The 12,331-nt window shown below is 74.5% G+C and carries 10 protein-coding genes; 6 read left to right on the top strand and 4 right to left on the bottom strand.

Translation table 11 applies throughout. The features are described from left to right. Positions 1–115: 115 nt before the first annotated feature. Together ENKNEFLB_RS07165 and ENKNEFLB_RS07160 are read left to right on the top strand one after the other, a co-directional pair. Positions 116–982, top strand: a complete 867-nt coding sequence (locus ENKNEFLB_RS07165) for a serine protein kinase RIO (protein WP_214058558.1) — start codon at positions 116–118, stop codon at positions 980–982. 82 nt (positions 983–1,064) lie between these two features. Next, the gene (locus ENKNEFLB_RS07160) at positions 1,065–2,747 is read left to right on the top strand and encodes a choice-of-anchor I family protein (protein WP_214058557.1); all 1,683 of its coding nucleotides are present in this window, start codon (positions 1,065–1,067) and stop codon (positions 2,745–2,747) included. Between the two features lie 30 nt (positions 2,748–2,777). Here the strand turns inward: ENKNEFLB_RS07160 and ENKNEFLB_RS07155 are convergent, their stop codons facing one another. Together ENKNEFLB_RS07155 and ENKNEFLB_RS07150 are read right to left on the bottom strand one after the other, a co-directional pair. Next, the gene (locus ENKNEFLB_RS07155) at positions 2,778–3,992 is read right to left on the bottom strand and encodes a saccharopine dehydrogenase family protein (RefSeq protein WP_214058556.1); all 1,215 of its coding nucleotides are present in this window, start codon (positions 3,990–3,992) and stop codon (positions 2,778–2,780) included. A 13-nt stretch (positions 3,993–4,005) separates the two neighbouring features. Beyond that, positions 4,006–5,439 carry a gamma-aminobutyraldehyde dehydrogenase gene (locus tag ENKNEFLB_RS07150; RefSeq protein ID WP_214058555.1) on the bottom strand — a complete coding sequence of 478 codons (1,434 nt, stop codon included), beginning with the start codon at positions 5,437–5,439 and terminating at the stop codon, positions 4,006–4,008. A gap of 352 nt (positions 5,440–5,791) precedes the next feature. On the opposite strand from ENKNEFLB_RS07150, the gene ENKNEFLB_RS07145 reads away from it, so the two are divergent. Then, positions 5,792–7,102 carry a reverse transcriptase family protein gene (locus ENKNEFLB_RS07145; RefSeq protein WP_214058554.1) on the top strand — a complete coding sequence of 437 codons (1,311 nt, stop codon included), beginning with the start codon at positions 5,792–5,794 and terminating at the stop codon, positions 7,100–7,102. A gap of 53 nt (positions 7,103–7,155) precedes the next feature. Here ENKNEFLB_RS07145 and ENKNEFLB_RS07140 read toward each other — a convergent pair whose 3' ends face one another. After that, the gene (locus ENKNEFLB_RS07140; protein ID WP_214058553.1) at positions 7,156–7,671 is read right to left on the bottom strand and encodes a hypothetical protein; all 516 of its coding nucleotides are present in this window, start codon (positions 7,669–7,671) and stop codon (positions 7,156–7,158) included. Between the two features lie 70 nt (positions 7,672–7,741). Between ENKNEFLB_RS07140 and ENKNEFLB_RS07135 the strand changes: the two genes are divergently transcribed. The 3 genes from ENKNEFLB_RS07135 to ENKNEFLB_RS07125 all read left to right on the top strand — a co-directional run bounded on the left by ENKNEFLB_RS07135 (position 7,742) and on the right by ENKNEFLB_RS07125 (position 10,628). Then, the gene (locus ENKNEFLB_RS07135) at positions 7,742–9,184 is read left to right on the top strand and encodes a purine-cytosine permease family protein (protein WP_214058552.1); all 1,443 of its coding nucleotides are present in this window, start codon (positions 7,742–7,744) and stop codon (positions 9,182–9,184) included. Between the two features lie 2 nt (positions 9,185–9,186). After that, the gene (locus tag ENKNEFLB_RS07130; protein ID WP_214058551.1) at positions 9,187–9,744 is read left to right on the top strand and encodes a cysteine hydrolase family protein; all 558 of its coding nucleotides are present in this window, start codon (positions 9,187–9,189) and stop codon (positions 9,742–9,744) included. A gap of 224 nt (positions 9,745–9,968) precedes the next feature. After that, positions 9,969–10,628: a hypothetical protein gene (locus ENKNEFLB_RS07125; protein WP_214058550.1), complete on the top strand. Its 660-nt coding sequence runs from the start codon at positions 9,969–9,971 to the stop codon at positions 10,626–10,628. A 4-nt stretch (positions 10,629–10,632) separates the two neighbouring features. Here the strand turns inward: ENKNEFLB_RS07125 and ENKNEFLB_RS07120 are convergent, their stop codons facing one another. After that, positions 10,633–12,267, bottom strand: coding sequence for an amidohydrolase (locus ENKNEFLB_RS07120; RefSeq protein ID WP_214058549.1), 1,635 nt, complete (start codon positions 12,265–12,267; stop codon positions 10,633–10,635). Positions 12,268–12,331 lie beyond the last annotated feature (64 nt).

Below are 12,331 nucleotides of genomic sequence, written 5' to 3'. Positions count from 1 at the left end.
GGTCGAGCCGGGCGCGTGGTGCGTCCGCCCGTCCGAGAGGAGCCCGAGATGTCGACGACCGTCCGCGGCCTGCCCGCAGCCCCGGCCCTCCTCTCCCGACGGAGCACCCCACGCGATGACGCACGACCACGCAGCACCTGCGGCTCCCGCCGCTGACCCCCGGTTCACCTTCTCCTTCACCGCCTACGACGACCTGCCCGACGGGGCCAGGTGGTCGACCTGGCTCGACGTCGACCCGCTGTGCCGCGGACCGGAGCCGCGCCCGGACTGGGTGGTCACCTCGCAGGGCGCGGTCGACACCGACCTCGGCGTCCTCAAGACCGGCAAGGAGGCCGACGTCCACCTCCTCGAGCGCGCCGACCCCCACGACCCGGCGCAGTCGGTGGTGATGGCGGCCAAGCGCTACCGCAGCGCCGAGCACCGCAGCTTCCACCGCGCGGCCGGCTACACCGAGGGCCGCAGCGTGAAGCGCTCCCGCGACGAGCGGGCGCTCAAGCGGGGCAGCACCTGGGGCAGGCAGGTCGCCGCCGGCGAGTGGGCCACCGCGGAGTGGGACGCGCTGGTGCGCTGCCACCTGCTCGGACTCCCGGTGCCCTACCCGGTCCAGGTGGACGGGACCGAGCTGCTGATGGAGTGGGTCTGCGTCGAGGGCGACGACGGGCCCGTCACGGCGCCCAGGCTCGCCCAGGCGCGCCCCTCCCCCGCCCTGCTGGCGTCGTACTTCGAGCAGCTACGCGAGACCATGACGACCCTGGTGCACGCCGGACTGGTGCACGGCGACCTGTCGGCCTACAACCTGCTGGCCGCGGGCGAGCGCCTGGTCGTGATCGACCTGCCGCAGGTGGTCGACCTCGTCGGCAACCTGAACGGGACGGACTACCTGATGCGCGACTGCACCAACGTGTGCGCCTGGTTCCGGGCCCGCGGTCTGGACGTGGACGAGCACGGGTTGTTCGGTGACCTGATGGCCCACGCCTTCTGACCGGTCGTGCGGTGTTGGGCGGGCGTTCACCCGGGGCCGGTGGGATACGCCCGTCCACCCACCTCCCGAGAGGCCACACCCCGTGCCCGTACGCCGCCCCGCCCGTCCCACGCTGCTCGGCGCCACCGCGCTGCTCGCCCTGGCCACCGCGGCACCGGCGCTGGCCGCACCGGGCGTCGACGGGGTGACCCTGGCCCCGCGGGGCACCCACGTGACCGGCCAGTTCGACGAGTCGGCCGCCGAGATCGTGGAGCACGACCCCCGCACCCAGCGGTGGTTCGTGGTCAACGCGCTCTCCGGTGCCGTCGACGTCCTCGACGCCCGTGACCCCGACGCGCCCGAGAAGCTGCGCGAGGTCACCGTCGCCGGTCTCGAGGCGGCGGACGGCTCCACCATCGACGACGCGGCCCAGGTCAACTCGGTGTCGGTCCACGGTGGCCTGCTGGCCGCGGCGGTCGAGGCCGGCGACAAGGTCTCGCCAGGGTGGGTCGCGTTCTTCCGCACCCGCGGCAAGGTCGCCTTCCTGGGCGCGGTGCGCACCGGCGTGCAGCCCGACAACCTCACCTTCACCCCCGACGGGTCCCGGGTGGTCACGGCCAACGAGGCCGAGCCGGCCGACGACTTCTCGGTCGACCCGGCCGGCACGGTCGGCGTGGTCGGCGTCGAGCGCGCCCTCGCCGGCCGGCAGTCCGCCTCACGCCTGGCCGCCTTCCGCTCCTTCGAGGGCGACGCCCTGCCCGACGGCGTGCGCGTCTACGGTCCGGACGTCGCGGTGCCCGAGGGCCAGCGGCCCGCCGGTCGCGTCGCGCGCAACCTCGAGCCGGAGTACGTCACCGTCGACGCCTCGTCGCGCACGGCCTACGTGACCATCCAGGAGGCCAACACCATCGCCTCGGTCGACCTCCGACGGGCCCGGGTGCGGGAGCTGATGCCCCTGGGCACCAAGGACTGGACCACCTCGGGGGCCGGCCTCGACGCCAGCGACCGCGACGGGGCCGCCGACCTCGAGCCGTGGGACGTCAGCGGGCTCTACCTGCCCGACTCGATCGCGTCCTACGAGGTCCGCGGGACGACCTTCCTGGTCACCGCCAACGAGGGCGACGCCCGGGAGTGGGGCGACTACGTCGACTCCGAGCGCCTGGCCGACAGCCGCTACCCCCTGTGCGCCGACACCTTCCCGGACGCCGCGGAGCTGCTCGCCGACGAGGCGCTGGGACGCCTGAACGTCTCGGACGAGGACGGCATCCGCGGCGAGGGCGACGACGCCTGCCGCGAGGAGATCGTCACCCTGGGTGGGCGCTCCTTCAGCATCTGGACCACCGACGGCGAGCGGGTCCGCGACTCGGGCAGCCGCATCGAGGCGTTGCTGGCGGGCGGCGCCGGGGGCACCGACCCGGCGGTCGCCTTCAACGCCACCAACGACGACAACGACTCCTTCGACAACCGCAGCGACGACAAGGGGCCCGAGCCCGAGGGACTCACCCTGGGTGAGGTCGACGGCCGCACCTACGCCTTCGTCGGTCTCGAGCGGGTCGGCGGCGTGATGACCTTCGACGTCACGAAGCCGCGCCGGCCCCGGTTCGTGGACTACGTGAACAACCGCGACTTCTCCGCGGACGCCGAGACCCCGGAGGCCGGGGACCTCGGCCCCGAGGGCCTGGCCTTCGTCTCCCGCGAGGACAGCCCCGTGCGCCGGCCGCTGCTCGCCGTGGGCAACGAGATCTCGGGCACCACGACGGTGTTCTCGGTGGGCCGCGGCCGCTGACCGCAGCACCCGGGACCCCGCAGGGGGCGTCTAGGGCGTGAGCTCCTGGACGCCCCACGGGGCGCCGTACTCGGTGAGCAGGTCCAGGAACGGAACCGCGTCGAAGGCCTCCGGGCCGAGCACGCCGGCGCCCGACCACGTGCCGCGCGCGAGCAGCTCGAGCGCCACCACGGGGTTGACCGCGGTCTGCCACACCACGCACTGGTGGCCGTACTCCTGCATCGTCCACCCGTTGTCGACCACGTGGTAGAGGTAGGTCGAGCGGGGCTCGCCGTCCTTGCCGGTGCCGGTGACCCAGAGCCCGGCGCAGGTCTTGCCGGTCATCAGCGGGCCGATGGTGGCGGGGTCGGGCAGGCAGGCGGCGACCACGTCGCGCGGGGAGACCTCGACGCCCTTGACCCGGACCTTCTCGGTCGAGTCCAGGCCGAGGGTGTGCAGGGTGCGCAGGATGGTGATCATCTCCTCCCCCAGGCCGTACTTGAAGGTCGCCCGGCGGCAGTCGACCCAGCGCGGCATCAGGAGCACCTCCTCGTGCTCGACGTTGACGCACTCGACCGGCCCGATGCCCTCGGGGAAGTCGAAGACCTCCGGCTCGCTGAACGGCGCGGTCGTGTGCCAGGCGCCGTCCTGCCAGACCACCGGCGGGTTCAGGCACTCCTCGATCGTGGTCCACATCGAGAACGACGGTGCGAACACCTCTGCACCGCTCTCGTCGCGCACCACGAGGTTGGCGCCGTCGCGGGTGCCGAGCTCGTCGATCTCGGAGAACAGGTGGTCGGCGGCGTAGCGCGCGAAGACGTCGGACAGGCCGGGCTCGACGCCGATCCCGACCAGCGCCAGCCGGCCGGCGTCCTCCCAGGCGCCCGCCCGGGCGAACTGCTCGTCGCCGAGCTTGACCCCGGGGACCTCGTACGGCCTCTCGGGGTGCGGGCGCGAGAGCGACATCGCCATGTCGAGGTAGTCGGCGCCGGCGGCCAGCGCACCCTCGAAGAGCGGCATGTCGAAGACCGGGTCCACGGCGTTCATCAGGTGGGTCACGCCGTGCTCGCGGCACAGCGCGGTGACCGCGTCGGCGTCGGAGGCGTCGAGCTGCGCGGCGGTGAACCGGGCGTCGCCGGCAGCGGCGCGCTCGGCGCGGCCGAGGTCGTAGTCGGCGACCACGATCGTGTCGAAGAAGTCACGGCGTGCGGCGATGGCCGCGAACGCCCCGCCGACGCCCCCGGCGCCGGCCAGCAGGATCCTCACGGGTACGTCGCCCTCACTCGCCGATGTAGGACATGACGTGCTTGAGGCGCGTGTAGTCCTCCAGCCCGTACATGGACAGGTCCTTGCCGTAGCCGGAGTGCTTGAAGCCCCCGTGCGGCATCTCGGCCACGATCGGGATGTGGGTGTTGATCCACACCGCGCCGAAGTCGAGCCGCTTGGCCATCCGCATCGCCCGGCCGTGGTCTCGGGTCCACACCGAGGAGGCCAGGCCGTACTTCACCCCGTTGGCCCAGCGCAGCGCCTCGCCCTCGTCGGAGAACCGCTGCACGGTGATGACGGGGCCGAAGATCTCGTCCTGCACCTGCTCGTCGTCCTGGCGCAGCCCGGAGAGCACGGTGGGCTCGTAGAAGTAGCCGCGGTCGCCCTGCCGGCTGCCCCCGGCGCGCACCTCGGCGTGGTCGGGCAGCCGGTCGACCATGCCCGAGACGCGGGCGAGCTGGTCGGCGTTGTTGAGCGGGCCGTAGAGGACGTCCTCGTCGTCGGGCATCCCGGTACGGGTGCCCCGCGCCTGCTCGGCCAGGGCGGCCACGAAGTCGTCGTGCACGCCGGGCCCGGCCAGCACCCGGGTGGCGGCGGTGCAGTCCTGGCCGGCGTTGAAGTAGCCCGCGGCGGCGATGCCCTCGGCGGCGGCCTCGACGTCGGCGTCGTCGAAGACGATCACCGGCGCCTTGCCACCGAGCTCGAGGTGGACCCGCTTGAGCTGGTCGGCCGCGGAGTGGGCGACCTGCATGCCGGCGCGGACCGACCCGGTGATCGCGACCAGCTGCGGCGTCGGGTGCTCGACCAGGGTGCGCCCGGTCTCGCGGTCGCCGGTGACGACGTTGAAGACCCCCGGCGGCAGGAACTCCTGGCAGAGCTCGGCGAAGAGGGTGGTCGAGGCCGGCGTGGTGTCGCTGGGCTTCAGCACGATCGTGTTGCCGGCGGCGAGCGCGGGCGCGATCTTCCAGACCATCATCATCAGCGGGTAGTTCCACGGCGTCACCTGGCCGACGACGCCGATCGGCTCGCGGCGCACGAACGAGGTGTGGTCGGCGAGGTACTCGCCGCCCGACTTGCCCTCCAGCACCCGCGCGGCCCCGGCGAAGAAGCGCAGCTGGTCGATCGCCGGCGGCAGCTCCTCGGTGGTGGTGAAGCCCAGCGGCTTGCCCGTGTCGCGACTCTCCACCTGCACGAACTCGTCGGCGCGGCGCTCGAGCGCGTCGGCGATGCGCAGCATCGCCAGCTGCCGCTCGGCCGGGGTCGTCTCACCCCAGGTCTCGAAGGCGCTCTCGGCGGCGCGGAAGGCGCGGTCCACGTCCTCCGCGCCGGAGCGCGGTGCGGTGGCGTACACCTCGCCGGAGGTGGGGTCGAGGACGTCGTAGGTCTCGCCCGAGGCGGCGTCGACGAGCTCGCCCCCGACGACGTTGCGGAAGCTCTGGTCGGCCATGCTCCGACCCTAGGGCCTGACCCACGGATCCGGTAGGGCAGATGACGATCGTCAACCGATTTCGTCGTCCATCCGCGCAACCACGGGGGGACCGGGCGTCCTCCCGTCGACCGCCCTCCCGTCCGCGCCAGGGCGGCTAGGGTGCCGCCGTGCGGCAGCGTTGTCTTGAGACGGTGAGCCGGTGCGCGACACCGGACCACCTCCCCGGGGCTACCCCGGGGGTCACCGGAACGTTCGGGCACCGCACCGCGCGCGAGACGCTGCGCTCCGCTGCAGGAAGTCGCGCGCACGACGAGACAGGTCGAGCAGCGCTGCCGCACCCCCCTCCCCACCGTTCCCCCCGCGCCCACCGGTGAGGGCCGACCTGGCCCGCGCCCTCGCCGCGGCGTTCCTCGCCGGCGAGTGGACCCAGTCCGCGATGGTCCAGGGCGGCGCGGTCGTCCTCGGCAGCCGCCGCCGGTGGCTGACCCCGCTCGCCCGCCAGGTCCTGGACCTCTACCCCCGGCCGCCGCTGGACCGGCCGCGGGAGCTGGCCACGCTGATCTCGACCCGTCCGGCGGTCGCCAGGACGGGCAACGCCCGGCCGGTGGTGCAGCCGGTCGTGGCCACGCGGATGGTCCGCAACCCCTGGCGGCTGCCGGCCCTGGACGACCTCGGCGACCTCGCACACCACCTGGGCGTGGAGGGGTCGGAGCTGGCCTGGTTCGCCGACCCACGGCGCTGGGCCCGCGGCACCAGCGAGGGGCGTCTGCAGCACTACCGGGTCAGCCACCGGGTCGCACCCAGCGGGGCGATCCGCGTCCTGGAGGCGCCCAAGCCGCGTGTGCGGCGGATCCAGCGCTCGCTCCTGGACGACCTCGTCTCGCGCGTGCCCCTGCACGACGCCGCCCGGGGTTTCCGGACCGGTGGCTCCGTCCGGTCCTACGCCGCACCCCACGCGGGACGGCCCGTCGTGCTGCGGCTCGACCTGGAGGCGTTCTTCGCCAGCGTCACCGTGGCGCGCGTCTACGGCATCTGGCGCTCGGCCGGCTACCCCGAGCCCGTCGCGCACTGCCTGGCCGGACTGACGACCAGCGTCCTGCCGCGGTCCGTGTGGCAGGCCGTGCCGGGCCCCGCCGACGACGGGCTGCGCGAGGCCCACTGGCGGCTGGGCCGGCGACTGGCCGCCCCCCACCTGCCGCAGGGCGCGCCCACCTCCCCGGCGCTGGCCAACCTCGCGGCGTACCGTCTCGACGTGAGGCTCGCCGCCCTGGCGCGCTCGTGGGGAGGCAGGTACACCCGCTACGCCGACGACCTCGCGTTCTCGGGTGAGCGCGACTGGGGCGACGGGACGGCGAGGCTGATCGCCGCCATCGACGTCGTCGCCCGCGACGAGGGCTTCCGGCTCAACCCGCGCAAGACCGCCGTGATGCGCCGCGGGGACCGGCAGCGGCTGGGCGGGCTTGTCGTCAACCGTCGACCGCACGTCGGCCGCACCGAGGTCGACCTGCTCCGCGCCATCCTGCACAACTGCCGGAGGCACGGCCCCAGCAGCCAGAACCGGGAGGGCCACCCCGCGTTCGAGGAGCACCTGCGCGGTCGGGTCGCCTGGGTGGCGCACCACGACCCCGCCCGCGGCGCCCGTCTGCGCGCCGCGCTCGACGCCGTCGACTGGACGCGCTGACCCCCACGCGCCAGGGCCGGGACCACCGCACCCGGACGGCCGGGGACGCGCGGTCAGCCGGCCCGGCTGCTCCCCGGTCCCTTGGCCCGCGCCTCGCGGACCGAGCCCAGCGCCTCGCTCAGCTCGCCCAGCCACTCCTCCTCGTGGTCGGCCACCAGGCGCACGCACCAGGCCGTGGCTTCCGAGCGCGACTTGGCGACCCCCGACTCGACCAGGGTGTCGAGCACGAGCCTCTCCCGCTGCCGCAGACGGGTCATCACCGGCGCTGCCACGTGGGTGAACAGCCGGGTCGTGCCACCGCACTCGGCGCCCCAGCTGACGGTCCGCCCGAACCGGGCCTGCGCCTCGTCGGCGACCTTCATCCGCGCCGCCCGGGTCTCCTCGCGGAAGCGGGTGATCCGCCCCTCGTGGGCCGCCTGCGCCGCGTCGCCGTCTCCGGCGTCGTCCGGCACGGCGATGGCGCCGACCACGAGGACCTCCTCGCGGTCGATGCTCACCGTGACCGGTCCGGTGAACCACTCGCCGGGCAGCCGGCCGGCGAACCATGCCTGAATCGTCGTCTCTTCCATTACATGATTACAGCATTACCAGTCCGTGGTGACAAGGGGCGGCGCGGGACCGGCGCCGTAGGCTCGCCGCATGACCGAGACGGCCCCCGCGGGGCCCCAGGGACGCGTCGAGACCAACGGCATCAACGTGATCGCGGAGGGCGAGCGCAAGGGACGTCCCCGGGACCTCTTCTGGCCGTGGACGGCCGCGTCCATCTCGGTCTTCGGGATCAGCTACGGCGCCTTCGCGCTGTCGTACGGCATCAGCCTCGGCCAGGCCGCGCTGGCCTCGGTGGTCGGGATCGTGGGCGCCGGCCTGCTGGCCGGCCTGGTCGCCACGGCCGGCAAGCGGGGCTCCGCGCCGACCCTGGTCCTCTCACGGGCCGCGTTCGGCGTCGAGGGCAACCGGGTGCCGTCGGCGGTGTCGTGGCTGCTGACCGTGGGCTGGGAGACCGTGCTCACCTCGCTGGCGGCCCTGGCCACCGCGACCGTCTTCCGCGAGCTGGGCTGGGGCGGCGGCGACGTCACGCTCGCGATCGCCCTGGCCGTCGTGGTCGTGCTGATCGTGACCGGGGGCGTGATCGGCTTCGACCTGATCATGCGGGTGCAGACCTGGATCACCGGGATCGGCGTCGCGCTCACCGCGGTCTACCTCGTGCTGGTGCTGGACCGGATCGACCTCGGTGCTGCCACCGCGCTGCCCTCCGGGACGACCGCCGGGGTGGTCGGTGCGATCGTCCTGGTCGCCACCGCCACCGGGCTCGGGTGGATCAACGCCGCCGCCGACTACTCGCGCTACCTCCCGCGCGGTGCCTCGACCTTCGGCGTCGCGGCCTGGACGACCGCCGGTCTCTCGGTGGCCAACCTGGTCCTGATCGGGCTCGGCCTGCTGCTCGCCGGCTCGGACCCCGCCCTGGGCGAGGCGATCGGCGCCGACCCGATCGGCGCCCTCGCGAGCCTGCTGCCGACCTGGTTCCTGGTCCCGTTCGTCGTCGTGGTCGTCCTCGGCCTCGTCGGCGGGGCGCTGCTCGACATCTACTCCTCCGGGCTGTCCCTGCTGGCCCTCGGGCTGCCGGTCTCGCGGCCCGTCGCCGCCGGGATCGACGGGCTGCTGATGGTGCTCGGCTCGATCTACGTGCTGTTCTTCGGCGAGGACTTCTTCGGGCAGTTCCAGGGCTTCCTGATCACCCTGGGCGTCCCCATCTCGGCCTGGGCCGGGATCATGCTGGCCGACCTGCTGCTGCGCCGCGGCGACTACGACGACGCGGCCCTGGGCGACCGGACCGGTCGCTACGGCGCCGTGCGCTGGCCCGCACTGGGCGTGATGGTGCTGGGCACCGCTGTCGGGTGGGGCCTGGTGACCAACACCTACGCCGGCTGGCTGTCCTGGCAGGGGTACCTGATGGGCCCGTTCGGCGGCAAGGAGGGCGAGTGGGCCTTCGCCGCGGTCGGGGTGCCGGTCGCGCTCGCGATCGGGTTCGTCGGCTACCTGGTGCTCCAGCGCGGCGCGGTCGCCCGCTCCGAGGGGCGGTGACGGTGTCGGCCGACCGGGCCGACCGGGCCGGTTCACGCGGCGAGCCGTGGCTGGTGGTCGTCGACCTGCAGCACGTCTTCGCCGACGCGGACAGCCCGTGGCACGTACCCGACTTCCCCGCGGTCGTGGACCGGCTCGGCGGCCTCGTCGCGCAGCACCCCGGCCGGGTCGTGCTGACCCGGTTCGTGCCGCCGGTCGCACCCCAGGGCTCCTGGACCGACTACTACCGGACCTGGCCGTTCGCGCTCGACCCGGCGCACGAGGCGCTGTGGCGGCTGGTGCCGGAGGTGACGGCCCTGCTGCCCGACGTCCCGGTCGTCACCCGCCCGACGATGGGCAAGTGGGGCGAGGAGCTCCTCGCGGTGACCGGGGGCGCCCGCCACCTCGTGCTGTGCGGCGTCGCCACGGACTGCTGCATCCTCTCGACCGCCCTCGCCGCGGCCGACGCCGGCGCCTGGGTGCGGGTCGAGTCGACGGCCTGCGCCGGGGGCACCGCCGCGGACCACGAGCGGGCGCTCGCCGCGATGGCGGCGTACGCCCCGCAGATCGAGGTGGTCTGAGCCACGACGGCCCGGCCGCACCCGTCCCCGCCGTAGCCAGGCGTACCGAACGGCGCGTCCACCACCCTGCCGTCGACGTAGCCCCAGGTCAGCGTTCTGCAGCTCGGGGACATGGCCCGATGGGTACGCCTGGCCACGCCGCCGGGCCGGAGGTGTCCCGGCAGGATCGGAACCAGGACGGCCCCGCGGCCGTCCCACCGCCACCGAACCCCCGAGGAGGACCCGTGCGACACCCCCCGACCCACCTGGCCGCCCCGGCCGTGCTGACCGCCGCCCTGCTGGCGCTCACCGCCTGCGGCACGTCCGACCAGGACAGCGCGACCGACCCGGGCGGCACCACGACCGACCTGGCCCGCACCGACCCGGCCGTCGACGAGCTCGCGGCCCAGGACGGCCCCTGCCCGGGCCGGCTGCCCGGCGGGGGCGACGCCTTCGGTGGCACCGACCCGGCTCCCTCCGCCCCGGACCTGGCCACCCCGGACCGCGCCTGGGTCTGCACCTATGTCCTGCGGAGCGGCCCGGCGGCCGGACCGGACGGCCCGGCCTGGACCCGGCAGACGCGCCCGCAGCAGGTCGTCGACGACCGGCTGCCGGGCCTCGCGACCAGCCTGGACGAGCTCGCTCCGGCGGACCCCGGTCGTCTGTGCACCAAGGATCTCGGCCCCCGCTACCTGCTGGTGCTTGCCGACGACGGCGACGCCGGCACCGACCTGACCGGTGTCGTGGTCGACGGGTACGGGTGCCGCGACGTGCGGCTGACCGACGACCCGTCCACCACTCCGGCGGGCGAGGCGTCGACGCCCGGGGTCGTCCCGGGCGTGCTCTCCGCACCCGACGCCCTCGTCCGGCTCCTGACCTCGGGCGGGCTCACCCGGGGTCGGTGACCGCTCAGGAGCCGAAGACCCGCTCCCCCGCCACCCAGGTCCCGACGACCTGCGCCGCCCCGATCTCCGCGACCGGACCGGCGAACGGGTCCCGGTCGAGGACCACGAGGTCGGCCTCCCGACCCGGCGCCAGGGTGCCGACCTCGGCCTCCCGACCGTTGATCCAGGCGCTGCCGGAGGTGTAGGCCGCCAGCGCGGTCACGAGGTCCACCGCGTGCTCGGGCAGGAACGCCTCGGTGCCACCCCGCCCGTGCTCGCCGTAGGAGGTGCGGTTGACCGCGGTGTGGATCGCCTCGAAGGGCGCCGGGCTGCTCACCGGCCAGTCGCTGCCCATCACCAGCCTCGCGCCGTGGCGGACCAGCGCGCCGAACGGGTACTGCCACCGGGCCCGCTCCGCGCCGACGTACGGCAGCGTCAGCTGCGTCATCTGCTCGTCCAGGCAGGCCCACAACGCCTGGGCGTTGGCGGCGACCCCGAGCTCGGCGAAGCGTGGCAGGTCGACGGGGTCGACCATCTGCAGGTGGGCGACGTGGTGCCGCCCGACGCCCCGGCGCCCCACCGGGACGTCCGCGAACGCGTCGAGGGCCTCCCGCACGCCGCGGTCGCCGATGGCGTGCACGTGGACCTGGAACCCCGCGGCGTCCAGCGCCACGACGGCCTCCCGCAGCGCCGCCGGGTCGACGAAGGAGTGACCGCGGTTGGCGGTCGCGTGCCCGCAGCGGTCGAGGTACGGCGCTCCCAGCGCGGCGGTGCCGTTCTCGGCCACCCCGTCCTGCATCACCTTGACGCTGGTCGCGCGGAACCGGCCGTACGAGCAGCTCCCGCGCCGGGCCAGCAGGTCCGGCAGCTGCTCGACGCCGCGCTCCCGGTCCCACCACAGCGCGCCGACGACGTGGGCGGTCAGGTCACCGCGCTCCGCCGCGCGCCGGTACGCCGGGCCCGGGTCGTCCAGACCTGCGTAGTCACCGACGATCGCGTCCTGCCACCCGGTCACGCCCAGGGAGTGGAGGTACGCCTGCCCGGCCAGCAGCGCGGCGTCGCACTCGGCCTCGGTGGTCGGCGGCACCAGCCGCGAGACCAGGGCCATCGCGCCCTCGTGCAGGGTGCCGGTCGGACGACCCCGGTCGTCCCGCTCGATGCGCCCGTCGGGCGGGTCGGGCGTGTGCTCGTCGATCCCGGCCATCGCCAGGGCGCGGCTGCTGACCCAGGCGCCGTGGTGGTCGCGGTTGGGCAGGAAGACCGGTCGGTCACCGACGACGGCGTCGAGGTCGGCGGCGGTCGGCGTACCTCCCGGGAAGGCCGACATGGACCACCCGCCGCCCAGGAGCCAGGGAAGGTCGGGGTGGGCCGCCGCGTACGCCGCGACGGCGGCCAGGGTGCCGGCCCGGTCGGTGTGCGCGGTGAGGTCGCAGCGGATGCGCTCGAGCCCGCCCTGGACGGCGTGGACGTGGGCGTCGACGAGGCCGGGGAGGACCAGCCCGCCCCCGGCCTCGACGACCTCGGCACCGCGCGGCCACTGCTGGGGCTCCCCCGGGCCGAGCAGGGCGGCGATCCTGGTGCCACGCACGACGACGGTCCCGGGCCCCCGCAGGCGGTGCCCGTCGAAGACCCGCCCGCCCCGGATGACGAGGTCGCGCATGCGACAGGTATACACCGACGCAACCCGATCTTGCGACGGAATCCGTCACAAAGGTGTCGATGAA

It is taken from the genome of Nocardioides aquaticus, from assembly GCF_018459925.1.
In the GTDB taxonomy this organism is placed as follows: domain Bacteria; phylum Actinomycetota; class Actinomycetes; order Propionibacteriales; family Nocardioidaceae; genus Nocardioides; species Nocardioides aquaticus.
This window is presented reverse-complemented; position numbering and strand designations above follow the sequence as displayed.